24 protein-coding genes are annotated in these 23963 nt (G+C 57.8%); 23 read left to right on the top strand and 1 reads right to left on the bottom strand.

Translation table 11 applies throughout. The annotated features are described in order from the left end of the window. Window positions 1–185: 185 nt before the first annotated feature. The 12 genes from AAC01S_RS11110 to deoC all read left to right on the top strand — a co-directional run bounded on the left by AAC01S_RS11110 (window position 186) and on the right by deoC (window position 14062). On the top strand, window positions 186–692 hold the full coding sequence (locus AAC01S_RS11110) for a hypothetical protein (protein WP_067622029.1): 507 nt from the start codon (window positions 186–188) through the stop codon (window positions 690–692). A gap of 21 nt (window positions 693–713) precedes the next feature. After that, a complete protein-coding gene (locus tag AAC01S_RS11105; protein ID WP_067622027.1) occupies window positions 714–1370 on the top strand; it encodes a cation efflux transmembrane domain-containing protein in 657 nt (218 codons plus the stop codon). A gap of 259 nt (window positions 1371–1629) precedes the next feature. Further along, complete coding sequence (gene lepA / locus AAC01S_RS11100; protein ID WP_370670823.1) at window positions 1630–3438, top strand: translation elongation factor 4; 1809 nt, start codon at window positions 1630–1632, stop codon at window positions 3436–3438. A gap of 7 nt (window positions 3439–3445) precedes the next feature. After that, window positions 3446–4657: a radical SAM family heme chaperone HemW gene (gene hemW, locus AAC01S_RS11095; RefSeq protein WP_245630186.1), complete on the top strand. Its 1212-nt coding sequence runs from the start codon at window positions 3446–3448 to the stop codon at window positions 4655–4657. An 83-nt stretch (window positions 4658–4740) separates the two neighbouring features. Further along, a complete protein-coding gene (gene hrcA / locus AAC01S_RS11090) occupies window positions 4741–5778 on the top strand; it encodes a heat-inducible transcriptional repressor HrcA (protein WP_067622022.1) in 1038 nt (345 codons plus the stop codon). A 25-nt stretch (window positions 5779–5803) separates the two neighbouring features. Beyond that, a complete protein-coding gene (gene grpE / locus AAC01S_RS11085; RefSeq protein WP_067622019.1) occupies window positions 5804–6448 on the top strand; it encodes a nucleotide exchange factor GrpE in 645 nt (214 codons plus the stop codon). Between the two features lie 105 nt (window positions 6449–6553). Next, window positions 6554–8389: a molecular chaperone DnaK gene (dnaK, locus tag AAC01S_RS11080; RefSeq protein WP_067622016.1), complete on the top strand. Its 1836-nt coding sequence runs from the start codon at window positions 6554–6556 to the stop codon at window positions 8387–8389. Window positions 8390–8492: 103 nt separating this feature from the next. Beyond that, window positions 8493–9635 (top strand): molecular chaperone DnaJ, encoded by a 1143-nt coding sequence (dnaJ, locus tag AAC01S_RS11075; protein ID WP_067622013.1) that lies wholly within the window; start codon window positions 8493–8495, stop codon window positions 9633–9635. Window positions 9636–9646: 11 nt separating this feature from the next. Continuing rightward, window positions 9647–10597 carry a 50S ribosomal protein L11 methyltransferase gene (prmA, locus tag AAC01S_RS11070; protein WP_067622011.1) on the top strand — a complete coding sequence of 317 codons (951 nt, stop codon included), beginning with the start codon at window positions 9647–9649 and terminating at the stop codon, window positions 10595–10597. Continuing rightward, on the top strand, window positions 10597–11346 hold the full coding sequence (locus tag AAC01S_RS11065) for an RsmE family RNA methyltransferase (RefSeq protein WP_067622008.1): 750 nt from the start codon (window positions 10597–10599) through the stop codon (window positions 11344–11346). The genes prmA and AAC01S_RS11065 overlap by 1 nt, the downstream gene beginning before the upstream one ends. A gap of 5 nt (window positions 11347–11351) precedes the next feature. Continuing rightward, window positions 11352–12785: a tRNA (N(6)-L-threonylcarbamoyladenosine(37)-C(2))-methylthiotransferase MtaB gene (gene mtaB / locus AAC01S_RS11060; protein WP_067622005.1), complete on the top strand. Its 1434-nt coding sequence runs from the start codon at window positions 11352–11354 to the stop codon at window positions 12783–12785. Further along, window positions 12782–14062: a deoxyribose-phosphate aldolase gene (gene deoC / locus AAC01S_RS11055; RefSeq protein ID WP_245630185.1), complete on the top strand. Its 1281-nt coding sequence runs from the start codon at window positions 12782–12784 to the stop codon at window positions 14060–14062. The genes mtaB and deoC overlap by 4 nt, the downstream gene beginning before the upstream one ends. 23 nt (window positions 14063–14085) lie before the next feature. Here deoC and AAC01S_RS11050 read toward each other — a convergent pair whose 3' ends face one another. Then, window positions 14086–15024 (bottom strand): Na/Pi cotransporter family protein, encoded by a 939-nt coding sequence (locus tag AAC01S_RS11050; protein WP_067621999.1) that lies wholly within the window; start codon window positions 15022–15024, stop codon window positions 14086–14088. 126 nt (window positions 15025–15150) lie between these two features. Between AAC01S_RS11050 and rpsU the strand changes: the two genes are divergently transcribed. The 11 genes from rpsU to recO all read left to right on the top strand — a co-directional run bounded on the left by rpsU (window position 15151) and on the right by recO (window position 23862). After that, entirely contained in the window at window positions 15151–15333 is a 183-nt protein-coding gene (rpsU, locus tag AAC01S_RS11045; RefSeq protein ID WP_067621996.1) for a 30S ribosomal protein S21, read from the top strand. Window positions 15334–15356: 23 nt separating this feature from the next. Beyond that, the gene (locus AAC01S_RS11040; protein ID WP_067621993.1) at window positions 15357–15800 is read left to right on the top strand and encodes a GatB/YqeY domain-containing protein; all 444 of its coding nucleotides are present in this window, start codon (window positions 15357–15359) and stop codon (window positions 15798–15800) included. A gap of 289 nt (window positions 15801–16089) precedes the next feature. Then, a complete protein-coding gene (locus tag AAC01S_RS11035; RefSeq protein ID WP_157071145.1) occupies window positions 16090–16386 on the top strand; it encodes a YabP/YqfC family sporulation protein in 297 nt (98 codons plus the stop codon). Then, on the top strand, window positions 16383–17606 hold the full coding sequence (locus AAC01S_RS11030) for a sporulation protein YqfD (RefSeq protein WP_067621988.1): 1224 nt from the start codon (window positions 16383–16385) through the stop codon (window positions 17604–17606). Before AAC01S_RS11035 ends, AAC01S_RS11030 begins: the two co-directional genes overlap by 4 nt. A gap of 24 nt (window positions 17607–17630) precedes the next feature. Beyond that, window positions 17631–18614: a PhoH family protein gene (locus AAC01S_RS11025; protein WP_067621985.1), complete on the top strand. Its 984-nt coding sequence runs from the start codon at window positions 17631–17633 to the stop codon at window positions 18612–18614. Window positions 18615–18701: 87 nt separating this feature from the next. Beyond that, the gene (locus AAC01S_RS11020) at window positions 18702–20825 is read left to right on the top strand and encodes an HD family phosphohydrolase (protein WP_067621982.1); all 2124 of its coding nucleotides are present in this window, start codon (window positions 18702–18704) and stop codon (window positions 20823–20825) included. After that, window positions 20826–21302, top strand: a complete 477-nt coding sequence (ybeY, locus tag AAC01S_RS11015) for an rRNA maturation RNase YbeY (RefSeq protein WP_067621979.1) — start codon at window positions 20826–20828, stop codon at window positions 21300–21302. Between the two features lie 76 nt (window positions 21303–21378). Continuing rightward, entirely contained in the window at window positions 21379–21912 is a 534-nt protein-coding gene (locus tag AAC01S_RS11010; RefSeq protein WP_067621976.1) for a diacylglycerol kinase, read from the top strand. After that, on the top strand, window positions 21902–22795 hold the full coding sequence (gene era, locus AAC01S_RS11005; protein WP_067621973.1) for a GTPase Era: 894 nt from the start codon (window positions 21902–21904) through the stop codon (window positions 22793–22795). The genes AAC01S_RS11010 and era overlap by 11 nt, the downstream gene beginning before the upstream one ends. Window positions 22796–22894: 99 nt before the next feature. Next, entirely contained in the window at window positions 22895–23050 is a 156-nt protein-coding gene (locus AAC01S_RS18830; protein ID WP_083511718.1) for a YqzL family protein, read from the top strand. After that, the gene (recO, locus tag AAC01S_RS11000; protein WP_245630184.1) at window positions 23047–23862 is read left to right on the top strand and encodes a DNA repair protein RecO; all 816 of its coding nucleotides are present in this window, start codon (window positions 23047–23049) and stop codon (window positions 23860–23862) included. The genes AAC01S_RS18830 and recO overlap by 4 nt, the downstream gene beginning before the upstream one ends. Window positions 23863–23963: the final 101 nt, after the last annotated feature.

The raw sequence follows: 23963 nt of genomic DNA, 5'->3' as shown, positions 1-23963 counted from the left end.
TCTCAGAGCCGCCTATCTGCGGTCGATCCCGCCACTCCCCCCGACCCGCGCCCGCCACCCCACCCCGGCCCGCGCCCGCACCCCGCCCCACCCCCTACCACGAACTTTTTTCTCAATAAGCTAGTGATAATCTTCCGATGCCTGACATAGGTTGTGATAACACCGTATAAGGGAGATGCGCACAGATGAACCACACATGGAAGCACGCGCGCAGGCGATTGAAACAGATCACAGCCACAACCATCTTCTTGGGTCTCCTGATTGGAGCCAGTGGCACCGTGTTCACCGTATTTTCGAGCGTACTGTCCCACTTGGGAAGCGGACAGGCTGCGACATTCACCAGTCAGGCTGCCAACGACACCACGGCTGTTGCCGGGCAGACGTCGCTGAACAGCTTTGCAACCGACAACGGATCCGATATCGCGAACTCTGTCGCCAATTCGCCAACCTCAGGCACAACCAACTCGATCTCCGGCTATCAGCCGCCGATCATGGAATATACCAATCCGTCGACGCCGTCGGCGACACAGGTGACCTCCAATTCCACCCAACCGGACCCTCAGGACGCGGCTCCAAGCGCATTGGCATCCGCGATGGACACGGGTGGCGTATTCGTGGGCGAACGTATTTCGCACGTCTTTGGTTCGATGTTGAAAGGCGTGCTCAATACCCTGTTTATCAACACGAATTGACTTGGAGGGTTGCAGCGTCACATGGAGACATTTCGCGAAAAGCGCCTGCGCGGCGCGTTTGAACTGGAACTCTTGTCGGTCGGCTGGATCATGACGGAAGCGATTCTGTCCGCGGTGGCGGCGTATCGTGTCGGCAGTCTGTCGCTGTCCGCCTTCAGCGTGGACAGCGCGGTGGAACTGATGAGCGGCATGCTGTTGGTTGCCCGGCTCTTTATCGAGATTCAGTCAGGGGAGCAAATGGACGCGAAACACGCGGTCGAACGGTGGACAAGCGGTTTTATCGCACTCTGTTTGTTTGTTCTCGCAGCCTACATTTCGCTGAAGTCCGGACAGGCGTTGCGCCTGCGGCAGGGCCCTGAACTCTCCGTTCTCGGCTTGGCGGTTGCCTTGGGGAGCAGTGTCATCACGCCGTGGATGGCTGTGCAGAAGCTCCGTTACGGCCGCGAACTCGGCAGCCCGTCGCTGATCGGGGACGCGATGTGTTCATTCACGTGTGCCTACATGTCCTGGACACTGCTCGCTGGGTTGGTTGCGAACGATGTGTTCCACTGGTGGTGGGTGGATTCGATCGCCGCTGCAGGAATCCTGTATTTCGTACTGCGCGAAGGATTCGAATCGTTCGAGTCGTTCAAGTCGGGCGAGCCACACGTACACGAGCATCACCATCACCGCCATTGAATCCCCGGCCCGAACCGCTGGGCTTAACCGCCGCGCCGAATCCCTATGCTGAACCTCGGCCTGAATCGCAGGGACTCGGCTTGTTGGTGGACTGTCGAGAATGCTATAATTTTGACGAGCCGCGCTCAAGGCGCGGTTTTGTTCGTGTGAGCTGTTTTTACAGATGTTTTCGCAGAGTTGGTCCAAGGATCAGGCTTTGTCGAAGCTACCATGGTATCTCTGACCGTGGATGTCCGCGACGTCAGAGGGGAGGATGCACGTGTCCAACGCAGACCGCCAATCGCGGATTCGCAATTTTTCCATCATCGCGCATATCGATCACGGAAAGTCCACGTTGGCTGACCGAATTCTCCAATTGACAGGTGCTGTCAGTGAACGAGAAATGCAGGACCAACTGCTGGACCAGATGGATTTGGAGCGCGAGCGCGGCATCACAATTAAACTCCAGGCTGTTCGCTTGAGCTATCGGGCGAAAGATGGAGAAGAATATGAATTGAACTTGATTGATACGCCAGGCCACGTCGACTTTACATACGAGGTGTCCAGGTCGCTCGCGGCCTGCGAAGGCGCTTTGCTTGTCGTCGACGCGGCACAGGGGATTGAGGCGCAGACCCTCGCCAATGTGTACCTGGCTTTGGACAATAACCTCGAAATTTTGCCGGTCATCAACAAGATAGACTTGCCAAGCGCCGAGCCGGAGCGGGTCCGCCGCGAGATCGAGGACGTGATTGGGCTGGATGCCAGCGACGCGGTGCTCGCGTCCGCAAAAGCGGGGATTGGCATCGAGGATATTCTCGAGCAAGTCGTCGCGAAGGTGCCTGCTCCGAAGGGCGATGTCGACGCGCCGCTGCAAGCGCTGATCTTCGATTCCCACTACGATCCATATCGCGGCGTCATCGTCTACATGCGCGTGTTCAACGGCACCATTCGGAAAGGTATGCGCGTGCGCATGATGGCGACAGGCAAGGAGTTCGAAGTCGACGAGGTCGGTGTGTTCAAGCCGAGGATGACGCCGGTTGACGCCTTGTACGCCGGCGACGTTGGATACCTCGCCGCCAGTATCAAAAACGTGCGTGACACGCGTGTCGGCGATACGGTGACAGAGGCGGATCGGCCGACGGCACAACCGCTGCCAGGGTATCGGCGGACAAACCCGATGGTGTTCTGCGGTTTGTACCCGGTCGATACGGCGGATTACCAGGATCTGCGAGAGGCGCTTGAGAAACTGGAACTGAACGATGCCGCTTTGTCCTACGAGCCAGAGACGTCGAGCGCACTTGGTTTTGGCTTCCGCTGCGGCTTCCTGGGTATGCTGCACATGGAAATTGTGCAGGAGCGGCTCGAACGCGAGTACGGCATTACGCTGATCACGACGGCTCCAAGCGTGGTGTACAACGTCTACAAGACCGACGGGACGATGCAGGCCATCGACAACCCGAGCGATATGCCAAATCCGGATCGGATTGAGCGCATCGAGGAGCCGTACGTTCGGGCTTCTATCTTCGTGCCGAAGGACTACGTCGGCAGCGTCATGGAATTGTGCCAGGAAAAGCGCGGGCAGTTTCACGACATGCAGTATTTGGACGAGGCGAGGACGACCATCATCTATGATCTGCCGCTGTCTGAGATTGTCTACGACTTTTTCGATCGCCTGAAATCGTCGACCAAAGGTTACGCGTCGTTCGACTACGAACTGGTCGGCTATCGCGAATCGAACCTGGTGAAAATGGATATTTTGCTCAATGGCGAGGTCGTCGACGCCTTGTCGTTTATCGTTCACCGCGACAAAGCGTACGATCGCGGCCGCATTCTCTGCGAGAAACTGAAAGAACTCATTCCGCGCCAGATGTTTGAAGTGCCGATCCAAGCGGCCATCGGAAACCGGGTGGTTGCCCGGGAGACGATTCGAGCGATGCGCAAGAACGTGCTCGCAAAGTGTTACGGCGGCGACATCTCGCGCAAACGCAAACTGTTGGAGAAACAAAAGGAAGGCAAGAAACGCATGAAGCAAGTCGGGAACGTCGAGGTCCCGCAGGAAGCGTTCATGGCTGTACTGAAAATGGAGTGATTGCAGAGTGGGCAACCAACAGGTTTGGCATCGCGGCGGGGCCGTGCAACTGGCGGATCGCCACGCGGATTGTGCTCCGACATCGCTCTACGTGCATATCCCATTTTGCAAGAGCCGCTGTTTTTATTGCGACTTCAACACGTACGTGGCTCCGGAGGAGACGATGGAGCGGTACGCCGAGGCCTTGGCGGCTGAGTTCAAGCTCGTTTCGGCGGAAGAACGCGGTTTGCTGCAGACCGTCTTTTTTGGCGGCGGTACGCCGACGCTGCCGCCCGCCCGTTTGCTTTCGCGCATGTTGCAATCGCTGCATGCGCATTTTTCGTTGGCTGACGACGCGGAATTCACGTTCGAGTCCAACCCAGATTCGATTGATCGGGAAAAGTTGCAGGTTCTGCGCGATCACGGCGTCAACCGCATTTCCTTTGGCGCGCAGACGTTTCGAGATCATCTCTTAATGGCCATCGGTCGCGCACATGACGTGCAGGCCATTGGCGAAGCGGTTCGCCTGGCGGCCGACGTTGGATTTCAACATATCAACATCGACCTGATGTTCGGGCTGCCGGACCAGACGCTGGAGGATGTGGAACACGCCCTTGCGGAAGTCGCCTTGCTTCCTGTCGATCACGTTTCCGCGTATTGGCTGAAGGTCGAAGAGGGCACGCCGTTCGGCCGCTGGCGCGACATGGGCCAATTGTCGCTGCCGGGCGAAGACGCGGAGGCGGACATGTACGATTTGGTTCGCCGGACGTTGCTTGACCAGGGCTTCCGCCACTACGAAATCAGCAACTTCGCCAAAGATGGCGGCGAGGCCAGACACAATCTGGTGTATTGGCGCAACCGGCCCTATCTCGCGGCGGGCGCTGGCGCGCACGGCTATGTCCACGGCGTCCGATACGAAAATGTGCGGAGAATCCCGGATTATCTTCGTCACCTTGAAGCCGGCCAGCGCCCCGTTGCGGAGTCGACGCTGCTGGATGTCGGCGAACGGGCTGAAGATCAGATGATGCTCGGTTTGCGGTTGGCCGAAGGCGTTGCGGAGGACGCGTTTGAGCAGCGGTTCGGCGTACCCGTCGAAGCGGTGTTCGGCGACGTCATCCGTTCGCTGATGGCGAATGGATTGCTCGAAAGAAGCGGCGGGGCGTACCGAATTCCCGCGCCGTATTGGCCCGTCGCCAATGCGATTTTCGAGAAATTTGTATCGGTCGTTCAGGTCAATTGACAACATGCCTTCGCGTTGCTATTGTCAAATAGAGTAGCTTTAGCACTCGGTTCGTTTGAGTGCTAACAGAGGAGGCGAGAGAGATGCTGACCCCACGCCAAGAGTTGATCTTGTCTGCAATTATTGAAGACTATGTGCGAATGGCTGAGCCAGTCGGGTCTCGGGCACTCGCCAAGCACGATGATATTCAGTTCAGCCCCGCGACGATTCGAAACGAGATGGCCGATCTCGAAGAAATGGGGTATCTGACCCAGCTTCACACGTCGTCCGGACGCATTCCGTCGCAGAAGGGTTATCGGTTTTACGTAGATAACTTGCTGCAGCAGCAGGGCGGTTTCGATCGCGCCACAGGCGAACGCCTTCGCGAATTTTTCACGAGCCGGATCGACGAAGTGGAGAAGGCCGTGCGCGAAGTCACGACGGTGCTGTCTTCCTTGACGCGCCAGACCGCGATTGTGCTCGGTCCAAAGATGTATACCGAAAAGGTCCGGAAAATCGAATTGGTTCCGCTCGCGCGCGGCCGCGTTGTGGCCATTCTCGTGACGGACGCGGGCCATGTGGAAAATTGCGCGGTTCAATTGTCCGAAGACATTCGCGTCGAAGATCTGGAATCGATCGTCCACGTGTTGAACGACAAATTGGTTGGTGTGCCCATTTCGAGGCTGCGCAGCAATCTGTACAGCAAGCTGTCGGAAGAATTGGCCCAGACCGTGGAACGGTTTGAGGACGCCCTAGCGGTTCTGAACGAGGTTTGCCAAGTGAGCCAACGCGAAGAGCCTGTCTATATAGGCGGCGCTTCAAACATGTTGAGCCAACCGGAGTTTCACGATGTGGAGAAGGCTCAGACGATTTTGACGTTGCTGGAGCAGGGGCAAACGGTTGCAAGCTTGTTCCCCACGGAAGGGCTGGGACTGCAGGTGCGCATCGGCGCTGAAAATCCGATTGGCGCTTTGCAGGATTGCACCGTGATCACGACGACGTATAGTTTGCACGGACGCCCGGTGGGTCATATTGGAGTGTTGGGGCCCACGCGGATGGACTACAACCGGATTATGCAAATCCTCAACTATACGTCCGAATCGATGACGCAGATGATGTCGCGCTGGATTGAGGGCCATTGATCGCGTTGGAAAGGATGTTTGAGTCTTGACGGAAAAGACAAACAAGTCATTGTATGAAGATGAGCGCCAAGAAAGCGGCGAAGAGACTGCGCAAGCGAACGAGACAGCACAGCAGGAGGTCGAACAAGACGTCGATGTCGAGGAAGTGACTTCCGAAGACATCTCGTTTGACGGCGACGGTGCCGATGACGAGGGTGCCAATCGGGTGGAAGAGTCGACGCAGTCGGATGAACAGGACGAACGCGACAGGCAAATCGAAGCGTTGACGCAACAGCTTTTGCGGACCCGGGCCGATTTCGACAATTTCCGTCGAAGGACGCGGCAGGAAAAGGAAGAACTGAGCTTGTTCGCGACCAAGAAGTTGCTGACGGATCTGTTGCCTGTCGTCGACAATTTTGACAGGGCCATGACCGCTCTCGAATCGGTCGACGAGCCGCAACTGAAGACCGGGATCGAAATGGTGTACCGCCAGTTGGATCAGTTGCTCAGCCAATACGGTGTGACGCCCATGCAGGCGGAGGGTGCCTCGTTTGATCCGTCCATGCACGAGGCGGTCATGCAGGAACAAGTCGAAGGCCAAGAAGCCGGCGTCGTATTGCAGGAATTGCAAAAAGGGTATTTGCTTCATGGCAAAGTGCTCCGGCCAGCCATGGTGAAAGTCAGCGTGTAAAGGTCAGATGTAACAAGTCAGGTGTAATCCGACGGCTCCGCCGTCGCTTCATACATGATTGAATTGATCTGTTCATGACTTCAAAAATTGCGAGGAGGATTTCCGATGGCAAAGGTCATTGGCATTGACTTAGGTACCACCAACTCATGCGTGGCAGTGATGGAAGGCGGCGAACCGGTCGTCATCCCGAATGCGGAAGGCAATCGGACGACCCCGTCTGTCGTCGCGTTCAGCCGCGAGGGAGAACGTTTGGTTGGCGACGTGGCGAAGCGTCAGGCAATCACGAACCCGGATCGGACCATTATTTCCATCAAGCGCCATATGGGGACCGATCACAAGGTGCAGATCGACGACAAGAGCTACACGCCGCCGGAAATTTCGGCGATGATTCTGCAAAAGTTGAAAGCCGACGCGGAAGCGTACCTCGGCGAGAAGGTCACGCAAGCCGTCATCACCGTGCCGGCGTATTTCAGCGACAGTCAGCGCCAGGCGACGAAGGACGCTGGCCGTATCGCAGGACTCGAGGTCCTTCGTATCGTGAACGAGCCGACGGCAGCGGCTTTGGCATACGGCGTGGACAAGGAAGATGATCACACGATTCTCGTGTTCGACCTTGGCGGCGGTACGTTTGACGTCTCCATCCTGGAGCTTGGCGACGGCGTGTTTGAAGTGAAAGCGACGAGCGGTAACAACCATCTTGGCGGAGACGACTTCGACAAGCGGATTATGGACTATCTGATCGACACCTTCCGCAAGGATACGGGGATCGATCTCAGCAAGGACAAGATGGCGATGCAACGTTTGAAGGACGCTGCCGAGAAGGCGAAGAAGGAACTGTCCTCGACGTTGACGACGACCATTTCACTGCCGTTCATTTCGGCGGATGCTACGGGTCCGAAACACTTGGAAGTCAACTTGACTCGGGCGAAGTTCGAAGAGATCTCGGCTGATTTGATCGAAGCGACGCTTGGTCCGACCCGTCAGGCTCTGCAGGACGCGGGACTGACGGCCAGCCAAATCGACAAGGTCATTCTCGTTGGCGGATCGACCCGAATTCCTGCGGTCCAGGAAGCGATTAAGAAGCTGATTGGCAAAGAGCCTTCGAAAGGCGTCAACCCAGACGAAGTCGTGGCTGTCGGCGCGGCGATCCAGGCAGGCGTGTTGACGGGCGAGGTCAAGGACATCGTGCTGCTCGACGTGACGCCGCTGTCGCTTGGTATCGAGACGATGGGTGGCGTGTTCACGCGGTTGATCGATCGCAATACGACCATTCCGACGTCGAAGAGCCAGATCTTCTCCACGGCTGCAGACAACCAAACGTCGGTCGAGATTCACGTGCTGCAGGGCGAGCGCGAAATGGCGGCTGACAACAAGACGTTGGGCCGCTTCACGCTGAGCGACATTCCGCCAGCACCGCGCGGTGTGCCGCAGATTGAAGTGACATTCGATATCGACGCGAACGGTATCGTCAACGTCAGTGCGAAGGATCTCGGAACAGGCAAGTCGCAGCGGATTACCATCACTGCGTCGAGCGGCTTGTCCAAAGAAGATGTCGAGCGCATGATGAAGGAAGCCGAGATGCATGCTGAGGAAGACAGAAAGCGCCGCGAGCAAGTGGAAATTCGCAACGAGGCGGACCAGTTGCTCTACCAGACGGAAAAATCGTTGAAGGACTTGGGCGACAAGGTCGACGCGGCGTTGAAGACCGAGGCTGAAGAGAAGCAGAAGGCTTTGCGCGACGCTTTGGCAGGCACGGATACGGACGCCATCAAGTCGGCGAAAGATCAGTTGACCGAAGTGCTCCACAAGTTGTCGACGAAGCTCTACGAGCAAGCGGCGCAGTCGAGCGGAGCGGCTCAAGGCAGCGAGGCGGCTGACAAGAAGTCCGACGACAATGTGGTCGACGCCGAATTTACCGAGGTCGACAAAGACAAGCAATAACGGGTGGCATTTCAGATAGTGCGGTATCAATGGGCGGCAGGGTGACGATCCCCTGCCGCCGTTGTAAGATGGAGATGTAAGAAGCGACGATGGAGGGATTCCGGTGAGCAAGCGAGATTATTACGAGGTTCTCGGTGTCAGCCGGTCCGCCAGCCAGGACGAAATCAAAAAGGCGTATCGAAAACTCGCGCGCCAATATCATCCGGACGTCAATAAAGACGATCCCCAGGCGCAGCAGAAGTTTGCTGAAATCGCGGAAGCGTACGATGTGCTTTCCGACCCTGCGAAACGATCCCGCTATGATCAATTCGGCCACCAGGATCCCACGCAAGGATTTGGCGGCGCTGGCGGTCAGGGCGCTGGCTTCGGTGATTTTGATTTTGGCGGGTTTGGCGATATTTTTGATATGTTTTTTGGCGGTGCCGGCGGTGCGCGTGCGAGAGGGCCACAGCGCGGTCACGATCTCGAATATGAGTTGGAAGTGGATTTCGAGGACGCCGCGTTTGGTGTTGAAGAGGAGATTCAAATTCCTCGCACGGAGACGTGCTCGACGTGCTCAGGCACAGGCGCAAAGCCAGGTACGAGTCCCAAGACGTGCTCCGTTTGTCACGGCAGCGGCGAGCAGCAGACTGTGACCAACACGCCGTTTGGCCGCATGGTGAATCGCCGTGTTTGCCAGGCCTGCCAAGGCCGTGGGCAGATCGTCGATCAACCGTGCCCAGATTGCCGCGGCCAAGGCCGTCGGCGCGTGCGGCGGACCGTGCAGATCAAGGTGCCGCCCGGTGTCGACACGGGCACGAGATTGCGGGTGGCCGGGGCCGGAGAGGCAAGTCCGAACGGCGGTCAGCCAGGGGACCTGCACATTATCATTCATGTTCGGCCGCACCCGCTGTTTGAGCGTGACGGCACGAACGTCTACGTCGACGTGCCGTTGTCGTTTGTGCAAGCGGCGTTGGGTGACGAGATCGACGTGCCTACGCTCGACGGCAACGTCAAGCTGAGGATTCCGGAAGGAACGCAATCTGGGACGTCGTTCCGTCTGCGAGGAAAGGGCATTCCGAAGCTCGGATCGCCGGTTGCTCGGGGAGATCAGCACGTGCGCGTGCAGGTGATGACGCCGACGAACCTGTCCGAGGAAGCGCGGGAGTTGTTCCGTCAGTTGGCCAAAGAACTCGGTGAACAGACGCACGAACAGGCGCGCACATTTATGGAACGGATGAAGGACGCATTTCTCGGAAATGCCTGAGGAGGCCATTCATGCACTGGTGGCATGTACAATTTCACGTGTCGCACGAAGCGGCGGACGCCGTGGCGGCACTGTTGCAAGATTTTCCCGACATTCAAGGTGTGCAGCTCGAAGGCATCGGTGAATTGGAGACACCGCATCCCGAGTATGGCGAATGGTTTGACGAGATGATCGTGCCGACGGACACAGTGCTTGTGTCCGTCTATTTTCCGGAATCTTATCGACCGGACGCCATCCGCGAGCGAGTCGCGGACGTGGTCGATCGCGTAGCAAACGCTGGCGTGTTCGTCGCGGATGGGCCCGTCGACATTCGCGTCGATTCGATTGATGACTCGATGTGGCTGAACGCGTGGAAAGAGCACTATGCGCCGATTCCTGTTGGGGACAAGCTGGTCATTGTACCTGTGTGGAATCTGGACGATTTGTCTCCAGAACTCGCTGACCGTGAGCCCATTATCCTCGAACCGGGCATGGCGTTTGGGACAGGCACGCACCAGACCACGCAGATGTGCACGGAGGCGCTCGCTGAAATCGTCCGATCGGACACGGACGTTCTCGACGTCGGTACGGGCACGGGCATTCTCGCCATCGCGGCCGCTCGGCTGGGAGCGCGGCACGTCACGGCCATCGATATCGATCCGGTCGCCGTTCGGGCCGCCCGCGACAACATCGAATTGAATCACTTGGCTGCGAAGATTTCGGTCAGTGAGGGAAACCTGCTGAACGGATTCGCGGAATCTCAGACATTCGACGTGGTCACGGCCAATATTCTTCGCGACATTGTCATCCTGCTGATCCCGCAAATTGCGACGCGGATGCCGTCTGGCGGATATTTTCTGTCGTCGGGTTACATCGACACGCAAAGCCCACTGGTCGAAGACGCACTCTACCGTTTCGGATTTCGCGTGGAACGTCGTTATACCAAGGACGACTGGGTCGCGCTGCTGGCGGTGAAGACCTGATGCTGCCGCGGGTGTTCGTCGAAGGAGTCGGTGCGCCTGGCCAACTCGTGCGAGTCGAAGGAGAAGACGGGCACCACTACGCGCGCGTCTTGCGGGTGCAGCCGGGCGAGGAAATCGTGATCGCGATGGATAATGGCCCGTGGCTCGCAGCCATCGAGCGCGTCAGCGGTTCATCGGTCGACGTGCGCCTTCACGCCGCGTATCCTCCGTCGGAACCACGGGCGCCTTTGGTACTCGTTCAGGGCATCGCCAAAGGTGATAAGATGGAGTCGATCTTGCAGAAAGGCACCGAGATCGGCGCCATCTCTTTTGTTGTGTATCAGGCGGCCCGGTCGGTCGCAAAACTGGACGGCAAGGTGGAGGTCAAGCTCGACAGGTGGCGAAAGATCATTCGCGAGGCGGCGATGCAGTCGCAGCGGGATCGTGTGCCCACGCTGACGTACGCGCGTTCGTCGGCGGCTTTGAGGGCCCACCTCGGCGAATTGGGGGTCGAGCAGACGCTGATCCTCGACGAAGACGAGCGAACTTGCGGCATTCTCGAGGCGCTGCGAGGATATGGCGACGAACGGGCGACCCGCGCCTTGTTGGTGGGCCCGGAAGGCGGTTGGAGCGATGAGGAGCGAACCGAGTTCGCAGCGTTCCCGAACGCCTCGCACATTACTCTGGGCCGCCGAATTCTGCGGACGGAGACCGCCGGGCTGGTTGGACTGTCCGTCACACTTGCCCATTTTGGTGACATGGGAGGCTGAGACGCGTGCCGACAGTGGCGTTTCATACATTGGGCTGTAAGGTGAACTTCTACGATACGGAAGGCATTTGGCAGGTCTTCAAGCGGCGCGGCTATACGCAGGTTCCGTTTGAGGAAGAAGCCGATGTCTACGTGGTCAACACATGCACGGTCACGCACAGCGGCGACAAGAAGAGCAGGCAGATGATTCGGCGGGCTGTCCGCACGAATCCAGATGCCGTCGTTGCCGTGACGGGCTGTTACGCGCAGGTTGCGCCAGACGAGATCGCGAGGATCGCAGGTGTCGATCTCGTCATCGGCAACGACCAGAAGTCGCAGATTGTCGATCACGTCGAGCGCGTGCGCCAGGAGCAACATCCGTACCAAAGTATCAACAACATCCTGAAGACTCGCGAATTCGAGGAGATGGACGTGCCCTACTTTGAAGAGCGCACGCGGGCCAATCTCAAGATTCAGGATGGATGCAACAACTTTTGCACATTTTGTATCATTCCGCGCGCAAGAGGGCTCATTCGCAGCCGTGCGCCGGAACGGATCGTCGCACAGGCGACCAAGCTGGCGAGGGCAGGCTACCGCGAAATCGTTCTGACAGGCATTCACACAGGCGGCTACGGCAAGGACCTCGACGGCTATCGGCTTGCGCATCTGCTTGAGGATCTGGAGCAGATCGACGAGCCGTTTCGCGTCCGCATCAGTTCGATTGAAGCGAGCGAGATCGACGATCATTTGATCGAGGTCCTGTCGCGATCGCGCAAAGTCGTGAACCATTTGCACGTGCCGCTGCAGGCGGGAAACAACTGGGTGTTGAAGCGCATGAACCGCCATTACACGGTTGAGCAGTACGCCGACAAGCTCTCGCAACTGCGCGAGGCCCTGCCCGATCTCGCCGTGACAAGCGACGTCATTGTCGGTTTTCCGGGCGAAACCGACGAGTATTTCGAAGACACGTTCTCATTTATCCAGGCTCAAGCATTTTCGCAGTTGCACGTCTTCCCGTACTCGAAGCGGCGGGGAACGCCTGCCGCCAAATTCGGGGATCAAGTGCCGGAGGACGTCAAGCACGCGCGGGTCGCTCGGTTGATCGATCTTTCGGAACGTTTGACGGCGGCGTACGCATCGAAGTTCGTCGGATCGACGCTAGAGGTCATCGCGGAATCGCCGATTGCCACTGCCGACGAGGCGACGCGCGGCCGGCTCGCAAATCGCCTCGCGGATGGCGACGGCCGCATGCTGGTGGGCTATGCCTCCAACTATTTGCGGGTCGCGTTTCGCGTGCCGGAGCATGTCGCGCCGGAGGATGTCATTGGCGAGGTCGTCCGCGTTCGAGTGGAGCAATCCGACGCGGTTGTACAGACGGGATCGTTCACCGCGCAGGTGACTGTGCCGGAACGGGTGGAATTTGCGGATGACGATGGGATATCGGGGAGGATGACGTCGTGAACGAACGGATTGAGCGCGCGGCCGGAGGACTGGTTGTGCGTGGACCACAAGGTCGGCGCGAGTTGTTGATGATTGACGACGCGTACGGCAAGGTGTCGTTCCCAAAGGGGCACCTCGAACCTGGCGAAAGCTGGGAAGAAGCGGCTGTGCGCGAGATCGCGGAGGAAACAGGTGTCACGGCCAGGATCATCGGGTCGATCGGCCGGGTCGAGTACCGCATCGAGCGCGATGGGGAGCCGATTCGCAAACAGGTTCGACTGTTTCTCCTGGAAGCGGAAGACGACAGCAACGTCGTCCACCAGGCGGAGGAAGTGCGCGGCGCGTACTTTCTGCCCATCGACGAGGCACAGCGCAAACACGATGAACACGGCTACGCGAACTGGTCATTTGTGTTTGCGAAGGCGAAAGCGCTTCTTGCGTGGCTCGACGGCGATTACGAAACGCGTTGGAGGGGATTGCCGGCTTCGTCCCCGCAGCAGGACATCGATGCCTTGGCGGCCGAGGCTCTGCCTGTCGTACGACAACTGGTTGAAGCCTGCCGCGAGGAACTGCGGGTCACCTGTCCGTCCATCTCCATCCCGGCTGTGCCAGACGTCTCGCTTCCGCGTGAGGGCCTTGGCGTCGCCGATGTGCGCGTGGCCGTCGAGAGCACCTTGTTGAAGCCAGAGGCGAGCGAGGTGGCCGTTGCGGCCCTGTGCGACGAAGCGGTGCGCGAGTCGTTTCCGCTGGTCTGCATCAACCCGCGCCACGTCGCTTTTGCCGCGTCGCGGCTGGCAGGAACAAAGACGCGAGTCTGCACGGTGATTGGTTTCCCGCTTGGCGCTGCTACGGCTGACGCCCTCGCGTTCGAGACCATCGAGTTGGCCGCGAAGGGGGCCAGCGAGATCGACATGGTCATCCCCATCGGCGCCATGGTCGAGGATGACGCCTTCACCGTGTTCGATCACGTCCATCGCGTCGTGCAGGCTGCGCGCTCGTTGCCGAACCCTCCCGCCATCAAGGTCATCGTCGAGACGAGCGCGCTCTCGATGGACGGCGTGATCAAAGCGTCACTGCTCGCGATCTCGGCGGGAGCCGACTTCGTCAAAACGTCGACCGGGTTTCATCGGGCAGGGGCCACACTGGCAGACGTCAGCGCGATGGCTTTGTGCGCCGGGAATGTCGCCCGCGTCAAGGCGTCCGGCGGCGTTCGCACAGCGGATGCGGCGCGGCAGTTGATGCGCTACGGGGCGGACAGACTGGGCACATCGTCCGGCAGGGCGTTGGTCGAAGGCTGAGAACGGCCCGGGACGTTGCGACGCTACGCAACGTGGCCTTCGCCGGGCAGGAGACGTTCGACGAAGTTCGCGAACTGCTTCGTAAAGGGCCATACGGCCAACGTGCACGCGATGTTGAAGATGGTGTTGGCGTTGGCGAGCTGCTGCGCGACGTCGGGCGTGAGGGAGCCCATCCAGGCGCTGAAGGGCGTGAGCATCGGAAAGAATAGGATCACGCCGCCCACATTGAGAATCACGTGCGCCAAGGCCACTTGCGCGGCGGGGCGCGTCGTGCCGATGGCGGCGATCACGGACGTCAGGCAGGTGCCGACGTTGGCGCCGAGCACGATGGCGATCCCGCCGCTGGCAGGGATCAACCCGTCCGCGGCGAGCGCCATGGCGATCAGTGTGGTCGCGGTCGACGATTGCACCATGGCGCTGGCGAGGCAACCAATCGCCACCGCGAGCGCGGCGTGATTTCCCGCGTGCTCCAGGCCGCTGCGGAACCAGGAACTGGCCGCCAATGGTTCGAGTGAGACCTTCAGGGCTTGGAGCGCGATAAAGATGCATGCGAAGCCAATCATCGCTTGCCCTGGACGGAACAGGCGCGGTTTTCTGGCGAGTACGAAGGCGATGCCGATGACCAGCGATGGGATGACGAGGCCCCACAGATTGAGATTGAGCAATTGCGGCGTGATGGTCGATCCCACATTCGCCCCCAAGACGACAGCCAGTCCGTTTCGGAAGGTCAGGCTGCCGGCGGCGACGAGACCGACTGTCATGGCGGTCAGTGCCGCACTGCTTTGCAAGAGCGCGGTGGTGATGGCACCCGTCGCAATGCCCCGGGTGGGACTTGCGACGAGTTTGCCGATCCAGCGGGTCAATTTGCCTTCAGCCATGCCTTCCAGGCCGTGCCGCATCACTCGCAAGCCGCCGACAAACGCGACTATGGACAAGACGACAGCGATGCTGTGACTCCACACACGAAACGCCTCCCATCCTAGGACAACCGTATGCGGATGTGCGGATGACCATGCTTAGGTTTGACTAGCTTTTTTTCGCTGTACTATAATACGTCTGTTGATGCATCACTGGAGGGAGGGAATTCGATGTCTGAAATTCGTCTACGCAAAAATGAGTCGTTGGATAGTGCGCTTCGCCGTTTCAAGAAGGCAACCGCTCGCGACGGCGTTTTGGCGGAAGCTCGCAAACGCGCGCACTACGAGAAGCCGAGTGTTGCTCGCAAGAAGAAGGCAGAGGCTGCTCGGAAGAATAAGCGCAAGGGATTCTAAAGCGTGATGCAGGAGGACGTTTCGTGGATTTACTTCAACGTCTGAACGATGATTTGAAGCAAGCCATGAAGGACAAGGATAAGGTAAAACTTTCCGTGATCCGAATGGTCAAGTCCGCCACCAAGAATCGAGAAATCGAACTTGGGCATCCCCTTTCGGATGACGATGTGATGGGTGTCATTCAAAAGGAACTCAAGCAACGCAAAGATTCCCTCCAAGCGTTCCAGGATGCTAATCGTACGGATTTGGCAGATGCTGTAATCGAAGAAATCGCGGTACTCGAGTCATACTTACCCGAACCGCTGAGCGAAGACGAGTTGCGCAACTTGGCACAGGAAGTGGTCAACCGCGTCGGCGCGACATCCAAAGCCGACATGGGTAAGGTCATGGCCGAATTGATGCCGCTCGTTCGCGTGCGAGCCGATGGCCGAGCTGTGCAACAAACGGTGCAATCGCTGTTGTCATAGGTGTAAGCCGCAGATCGAACAAAGCAGGGGCTGTCCCAGTCGTCATTCACGATGACGCAGGGGCGGCCCTTTTTGAAGTCGGCCGAAAGGCGGCCCAAGACGCCCATGTGCCGCTCCTGGTCCGCCCTCCATTTCCATGCTACCATCGCGCCGTCAACGCTGACCTCACACTCCATGCTGCCCCTACGCCGTCCAGTTGCCCTCTCGGCTCTCCGTGCAGCGTGGCAAGCAATTGGGGTACTAGCCCGTCCCTTTCGCTCATACGAATGCAGGAGGGGGAGGAGTGGCCATGTCAGGATGGAAGACGCGGATTCGTAAACGTGCCACCGAGTTGCTGAATCTGCCGCCGGACGCGCTGTTGGACGTGCCGCGCGTCACGTGCGTTGGCGCCGCGCACGTCATTGTCGAGGGCGCGAAGGGACTGATTGGGGTCGATTCGGAGTCGATTGTCCTTGATTTGGGCGATCAAACTTTATCTCTGCGTGGACATGATTTTGAGGTGACGCTCATCACGGAACGGGAAGTCCACGTCGAGGGCGCGGTCATCAGCATGGACTACGCGCCGAGCAAGCAGGTGAGGACATGACGGAGACGCCTTTCGAATTCGCCCTCCATGGTTCGCTGACACTGCATCTTCGGGGTGACGCGGTCAGTCCTTGTCTGGCGGAGCTGCATCAATCGGGCGTGACGCTTCGGCATGTGCGGGTGCGAGGAAGAACCGCGCGGTGTACGGTCTCTCTGCGTTCCTTCGACACGGTTTATTCGGTATGCCGCAAATACGGCGTTCGTTTTCACATCGAAGCGAGACATGGCGCTCCGTTCTGGGGACGCCGCTTGTGGCAGAGGAAACTATTCGCCGTAGGCGCAGTCGCCTTCGTCTGCGTCATTTATTTCATGTCTTCCGTCATTTGGCGCGTTGACATCAGCGGTCCGGAAGACGAAGAAGGAATCACTCAGCTTCGCGCGGCGGCGGTCGACAGCGGGGTGTATGTGGGACAACTGAAGAGCCGGTTGCCGGAGCCAGCCGTGCTCGCGGACAAAATTTTAAAAGAGGCGACCGACTTTGTGTGGGTGGGGGTGACGACCACCGGATCGGTCACGACCATCCAAGCCGTGCCGAAAATCGCGGGCACGAAGACGGTGAACGAAACGCCGCACAACATTATCGCCACGCGCCCGGCGGTGATTCGCACTGTGGCGGCGACGCGGGGACGCGTGCTGGTCAAGCCCAATCAATATGTGAGACCGGGCCAGGTGATCATCTCCGGCATCTTGTCGGACGGCGAAAAGCCTGTTCCAGCAAGTGGCAAAGTGCTTGCGGAAGTCTGGTACACATCCCAGGTCAGCGTTCCGCTGCAGGTCAATTCGCAAGGGTTGACCGGAGAGCGTGTTTCACGCGACTATTTGTACATCGGGCCGCTGCGCTTGCGTGTGTGGGGATGGAAAGAACCGCACTTTCAAGCATACTACGAACGGGATCAGGGGACATCTTGGCGCATCGGAGACTTTTTGCTTCCTGTGCAATGGCAGCATGTGAACCTGTTTGAGGCGACGCCGTCGGCTGAGCAGAAGTCGATCGCGGACGCGAAACAAACGGCCTTACAGGCGGCGATCAACGACGTTCGCACGCAAGCAGGTGGAGATTGTAAAGTTTTGGGACAATCTGTTTTACATGAGAGAGTTCAGCATGGTACTCTATACGAGACAGTGCTGACCCGAGTCGAACAGGACATCGGAGCCCCTGCGGCCATACCCTATAACGTACAACCGAAATCGCAGGGACAGGCAAGTACTGCTGGCACGTGATGAGACTTGGGAGATGGTTTGTGGTTGACAGAACAAACGTTGTCGCGCAAGTGGGTCTTTGCCACGAATGACGAAGCGGTGAAGGTGCTTGGACCAAACGATTTGTTGCTTCATCTTTTAGGCCAGTCGTTTTCGGCAAAGGTTGGTATGCGTGGTACGGAAGTCGTATTCACTGGCGATGAAGTGGATGTCGAACGAATGCAAGCCATTTGCAGTACGGTCACCACACTGGTTCGCCATGGCATACAACTGAACGACGGAGACTATCGATACATGATCGCATTGGCCAAGGAGGATGACTTGGCGAGCGTTGTCGACGTGTACACGACCGAGATCGGCGTGACGTACAAAGGGAAAGCCATCCGGGTCAAGACGCTCGGGCAACGCAAATACATCGACGCTATCGTCAAAAACGACATCGTGTTTGGCGTGGGACCTGCTGGTACGGGCAAGACGTATCTCGCGGTCGCCATGGCCGTCATGGCGTTGAAGCGCGGCGAGGTCAAGCGGATTGTGTTGACGCGACCAGCTGTCGAAGCGGGCGAGAAGCTCGGCTTTTTGCCAGGCGACTTGCAGGAAAAGGTCGATCCATACTTGCGGCCGCTGTACGACGCCTTGCACGATATCTACGGGCTTGAGCAGGTGCAGCGCGCGCTGGAACGCGGCAACATCGAGATCGCGCCGTTGGCATACATGCGCGGACGAACCCTGGATGACTCGTTTGTCATTCTGGACGAAGCGCAGAATGCGACGGCTGAGCAAATGAAGATGTTTCTGACCCGGTTGGGATTCCATTCGAAAATGGTCATCACGGGCGATGTCACGCAAATTGATCTTCCCGTTGGAAAGCAGTCGGGTCTTGTCCATGCTCGAAAAGTCCTTCGTGATGTCGACGGGATCGCGTTTCATCTGTTTTCGGCGAGCGATGTGGTACGGCACCACCTGGTACAAAAGATCATCGACGCCTACAGCGAAGCCGAGGCGTCCGTGGGTGCGTTGAATGGTTGACACTGGTTGGTCCACGGACGCCCCGCGGCAGCGCGGCCCAGTTGCGCACGAATGGTTACATATGATTGAGCAAAGGGTGCGAACACCATGGTTGTAGCGAGATGGGGACAAGCCATCCGGCAGTTTCTCGACGACTCCCGGTTTCGCGAGAATCGCCGTATTCGGATTTCCATTTATCTCGGGCTTGGGGTTTTGATGTTTGTCATTTTGGTTGGCAGTGTCCTGCCGGCGCGCTATCATTTTGCCATCGGCGAGACCAGTCCCAGCACCATCATCTCCCCAGTGACGACCGTCGACACGGCGGCGACAGCCGCCGCCAAGAAGGCTGCTGAAGACAAGGTTCCGAAGCAGTACGAACAATCGACCAAAGTCCAGACGGACGCCGTGAATTCGGTGGACAGTCTGTTCTCGACCGCCGCGCAGGTGGTCTCGGATAAATCGTTGTCCCAGAATCAGAAGCTGGCCAAGCTGTTGGCCGTTGCGCCGAAAGGCGTGTCGCAAGCCACGCTGACGGAACTGCTCGGCAAGACGCCAGAGCAAATTTCGACGTTGCAGCGAGATACGGAAAAGGTTGTCGAGGAGATTCTCGCGGCGCCGTTTTACCAGGAATCGATGCAGCAGGCTACGCTGCTAGTCGACCGTCAAATCTTGAACCTGAATCTTTCGCTCGATCACGTCTCTGAACTGATCGTCCAGAACATCGCTGTCAGCGTTCTGAAACCGAATATGGTCTACAAGCCGAAGGAGACCCAGGAAGCCCGCCAACAGGTTGCGGCCACTGTGCCTCCTGTGTTGATCCATCAAGGAGATATCATCGTCTCGAAGAATGGCATCGTGACCAAGGACGTCATCAGCAAGCTGCGCGATGTTGGACTTTATTCGACGTATCCCAATTTCGGTGTCGCTGTCGGATTTGCCGCGTTTATCGCGCTGTCCATCGGCCTGTTGGCGGCCTACGTGGAACGGCGGGCCCCGCGGCGGCGCCTGGACAATTTGTTGTTGTCGATCCTCGGCCTGGTCTTTGTGTTGATGGCCCTGTTGATTGCGTTGACGAAGTGGATCGTCTCGGCTGGCGGTCCCGCGTCCATCGCGTATTTGCTGCCGATCTCGCTGGGCGCGATGCTGATCACGGTGATGATGGATTCTTCGCTCGCCGTCGTCGCTTCGTTCTATTTTTCATTTTTGCTCGGCGCGGCGCTGAATTTCGATTACAATTTCGTGTTCTACGGCTTCGTGGGTTCGCTGGTGGGTTCGTACAGCGTGGCGCGCGTGACGAGCAGGGGCACATTCATGCGGGCCGGATTTTTCGTCTCGCTGATGAACATGGCCTCCGTCGTCGCGTTGTATCTCCTGCAGACGAGCCACGTGCAGGATCTTCATTCATTCTCCCTGCACGTTGGGCTGGCGGCGCTGAACGGGATTTTCGCGGCGATCCTGGCAATGGGCGTACTGCCGTTCTTTGAAAGTGCGTTCGCTTTACTGACGCCCATTCGGTTGCTGGAGTTGTCGAACCCGAACAACCCCCTGTTGCGAAAGGTGCTGCTGGAGGCCCCGGGGACGTACCACCACAGCCTGATTGTGGGAAACTTGGCTGAGGCGGCGGCCGAGATCGTCGGAGCCGATCCGCTCCTTTGCCGCGTCGGCGCGTACTATCACGATGTCGGTAAGACGAAGCGGCCGATGTTTTTTGTCGAGAATCAGATGACGAAGCAAAACCCGCATGAGAAGATCGCGCCGTCGCTTAGCCACCTGATCATCACGTCGCACGTCAGCGACGGTCTTGAGATGCAGCGCCAGGCAGGGCTCCCGAAGCCGATTCAAGACATTTGCGCGACTCATCACGGCACGACAATCTTGTGGTATTTTTTAAACAAGGCGAAAGAGCAGGACAAGAACGGTACGGTCAAAGCGGACGATTTCCGCTATCCTGGGCCCAAGCCAAAGACCCGGGAGTGCGCGATAATCATGATTTGCGACGCTGTGGAAGCCGCGGTTCGAAGCATGTCGAGGCCGACACCGAACCGTGTTGAAGGGGTTATTCGAAAGATTGTGCGGGACAGGCTCCAGGATGGGCAATTGGACGAATGCGATCTCACGCTGCAAGACTTGGACGCGATGGTCGGCGCTTTCATGAAGACCCTCAAGGGCATCTACCATTCGCGCATCGAGTATCCCGATATCGAGAAACTCCGGAAGGAAGTGGCGAAGTAGATGGCTGGCGTTCCATTGTCGGTGGATGTTGAATGCGAGGTTGATTGGCCGTTGTCTGGGTCCAATCAAGAACCGGACAAATTTTCGGCGCGTGTGTTGCAGGCTGCTGCAGATTACTTGGAAATCGCCGGAGAGGTCTCGGTTGTGTTCGTCAACGACGAGGCGATTCACGAGTTAAATCGGACGTATCGCAAGGTGGATCGGCCAACGGACGTTCTCTCGTTCGCCATGCAAGAGGGGGACGAGTTTCCGGAAGTGGACGATGAACTGCCTGTCCTTGGCGATATCGTGGTCAGTGTGGATACAGCGCTGCGGCAAGCGGAAGCCTATGGACATTCGGCCGAACGCGAATTGGCCTTCCTCTTGGTCCACGGCTTTCTTCACTTGAACGGGTTCGATCACGAAACCGAAGAAGACGAACGGGTCATGTTCGGACACCAAGAAGAGATTTTGAAGCAAATCGGGCTTGTGAGGTAAATCGTTCAGCAATGAGGCGTTCACCAAAGGCGCCAACAGCCAACGGACGGTCGGCGATGTAAGTGGGGCGACGCACGTGAATGTGGATGAACCGAAGATCGAGCAACAGGCGGAAGAACCTTTTCGGGCGGCAGTGTCGTATAGTGCAAAAGGCATCGTCTATGCGTTTCACACGGAGACCAACTTAAAGCGTGACGTCTGGCTGTTCACCGCGTTGGCGATTGTCGAATTGGTTTTGCGGCCGACGCTGACGGAAGTCACCGTGACGCTCTTTGTCTCGATGTGTGTCTTCGCGGCCGAGTTGTTCAACACGGCCATCGAGTTGACGGTCGATGTGGCCTCCAATTGGCGCTATCACGTCGTCGCTGGCGCCGCCAAGGATGTCGCGTCCGGCGCCGTCACCATGATTTCAATTGGGGCCCTGTGTGTCGCCTGCTGGCTGTTAACGCAGGTTTGGCCGTGGCACTTCTGGCTTCTGTCCAGACGTCACATGCCCGGTGCTGTGATGGTTCTCGCGGCACTTGCCGTCATCTGGACATTTCGCTGTTGGCCGTACCGCGCCGAGACGGTCATCAAGCGCAGGCGAATGGAGGATACACATGAGTTTTAAATCTGGATTTGTGGCCATCATCGGACGGCCAAACGTCGGCAAGTCGACGTTGTTGAATGCGATGATCGGCCAGAAGATCGCCATCATGTCCAATCGGCCGCAAACGACGCGAAATCGTATTCGTGGCGTTCGAACGACATCAGAGGCGCAAACCATCTTCATCGATACGCCAGGAATTCATACGCCCCACCACAGGCTTGGCGAATATATGGTCGACGTGGCGATGCAAACGCTCAGCGAAGTCGACTTGATTCTGCTGGTTGTCGACGCCACCGCGCCTAGCCATGAAACGGAACGCCAGATCATCAAGCACTTGGAATCGGTCAGAACACCTGTATTCCTTGTGATCAACAAGGTGGACGCCGTCGAGAAGGAGCGGTTGCTCGAACGGATCGCGTCATACCAAAAGCTGTATGAGTTTGACGACTACATACCGATCTCGGCGCTTCGCGAAGATCAAACGGATCTGTTGGCCGCCTTGATCGAAGAACGGCTGCCGGACGGACCCAAGTACTATCCGGATGACATGGTGACCGATTATCCCGAGAGCTTCATCATTTCCGAGATCATTCGCGAGAAAGTTCTTCAGTTTACGCACGAGGAGATTCCTCATTCGGTTATGGTCGAGATCGAGAGTATGGAACGTCGAGCATCCGACACCGTGTACGTCAATGCGACCATCTATACGGAGCGCGACAGCCAGAAAGGCATTCTGATTGGCAAGCAGGGACAGATGTTGAAGCGCGTCGGCGAGTTGGCGCGGCGAGAGTTGGAGGCGCTGCTTGGCAATCGGATGTATCTGGAGTTGTGGGTCAAGGTGAAACGAGACTGGCGGAATCGTCCGTCGCTCTTGCGCCAGTTCGGATTTCACGAGGAATCCTGAGCCAAGGACGAGACGAAAGCAGGTATAGGGTGCCGCGGGTGCGGAAAACTAAGCCCGTACGGGAATGTAGCCAAGAGAGCTTGAAAGGAGACGATCCCGTTGCGTGACATCACGTGGCAAATGTTCGAGCTCACCGGCGACATTGACGCATATCTACTTTATCGTGCTTTTGAGCAAACGGACTCCGAAACCAATGAGGAAGGTCTCGCTGCAGATGTCGGTTATGTGGATGAATCCGAGTTGCCTCCATCGTGACGCGGCTGGTTGAATGGAGTTGGGAGACGGTGCTCTACAACACCGAAGCGATCGTCGTCAAAACGGTTCGATACGGGGAATCGAACGCGATACTGACCCTTCTGACACCGCTTGGTCTGACCAGCGCGATGGCAAAGGGGGCAATGAAGCCGCAAAGTCGTCTATCTGCCGGAGCTCAAGTCTGTGCGCAAGGAACTTATTTTCTTTATCAAGGCAAGGGGATGGGAACGGTTCAACAAGTTGAACGTACGGCAAGTCGCCGCCGCCTTCACGAGGACTTGGAGGCGGCCGCCTATGCCGCCTACTTTTGTGAACTCGTATCCCACGCGGTGCCGGAACGGCCGAACGCGCCCGCGTCGGCCTTCCGCCAATTCGCCGCGTTGCTGGATCAACTGGAAGCTGGTCAGCACGATACGTCCATCCTCGCAAGAATGTTTGAAACCAAAGTGTGCCGCTGGCTTGGCGTCAGTCCGACGTGGACCGAGTGCGTTCGCTGCGGCAGGGATCTCTCACCGATTGTCCGTTACCATATCCGCGAAGGCGGGTTGCTTTGCTCCGGTTGTTTTTCTCCCCAAGAAGCTTCGTATACATTTCAAGTGCCTGATCGCTGCGGAGCCATTCTGGCCGTCTTGGAGCGCACCAATTTTGAGCAGCTCGGGCAGGTGGCAATTTCCGTGCAGACGAAGAAAGCCATGGATCGAATTCTCTTCTATCAACTAACGGAATTCGCTGGGTTATACTTGAAATCGCGTGCGGTGCTTGACGAGATCGCCCGCGTATTCGATGCGGATAACGAAAATCCCTCAAGGTAAGCATGCAGGTAAGCAGTTAATCACGATTCACACATAAGTGGATTTGTCAAACCATACACTGGATTGCGGGACATTGAAGAGGATAAATTTGACTAGATGCG

Origin of the sequence: Alicyclobacillus acidiphilus NBRC 100859 (assembly GCF_001544355.1) — a bacterium.
GTDB lineage: Bacteria > Bacillota > Bacilli > Alicyclobacillales > Alicyclobacillaceae > Alicyclobacillus > Alicyclobacillus acidiphilus.
Note: the sequence above shows the minus strand (reverse complement) of the source record. Positions and strands in the feature narration are given on the sequence as shown.

Coding starts and splice junctions, on each gene's coding strand:
- prmA (WP_067622011.1), top strand. CDS start 9,647: ATGCACTGGTGGCATGTACAATTTCACGTGTCGCACGAAGCGGCGGAC.
- dnaK (WP_067622016.1), top strand. CDS start 6,554: ATGGCAAAGGTCATTGGCATTGACTTAGGTACCACCAACTCATGCGTG.
- rpsU (WP_067621996.1), top strand. CDS start 15,151: ATGTCTGAAATTCGTCTACGCAAAAATGAGTCGTTGGATAGTGCGCTT.
- ybeY (WP_067621979.1), top strand. CDS start 20,826: ATGGCTGGCGTTCCATTGTCGGTGGATGTTGAATGCGAGGTTGATTGG.
- AAC01S_RS11110 (WP_067622029.1), top strand. CDS start 186: ATGAACCACACATGGAAGCACGCGCGCAGGCGATTGAAACAGATCACA.
- era (WP_067621973.1), top strand. CDS start 21,902: ATGAGTTTTAAATCTGGATTTGTGGCCATCATCGGACGGCCAAACGTC.
- AAC01S_RS11035 (WP_157071145.1), top strand. CDS start 16,090: ATGTCAGGATGGAAGACGCGGATTCGTAAACGTGCCACCGAGTTGCTG.
- AAC01S_RS11065 (WP_067622008.1), top strand. CDS start 10,597: ATGCTGCCGCGGGTGTTCGTCGAAGGAGTCGGTGCGCCTGGCCAACTC.
- hrcA (WP_067622022.1), top strand. CDS start 4,741: ATGCTGACCCCACGCCAAGAGTTGATCTTGTCTGCAATTATTGAAGAC.
- AAC01S_RS11020 (WP_067621982.1), top strand. CDS start 18,702: ATGGTTGTAGCGAGATGGGGACAAGCCATCCGGCAGTTTCTCGACGAC.
- AAC01S_RS11105 (WP_067622027.1), top strand. CDS start 714: ATGGAGACATTTCGCGAAAAGCGCCTGCGCGGCGCGTTTGAACTGGAA.
- AAC01S_RS11030 (WP_067621988.1), top strand. CDS start 16,383: ATGACGGAGACGCCTTTCGAATTCGCCCTCCATGGTTCGCTGACACTG.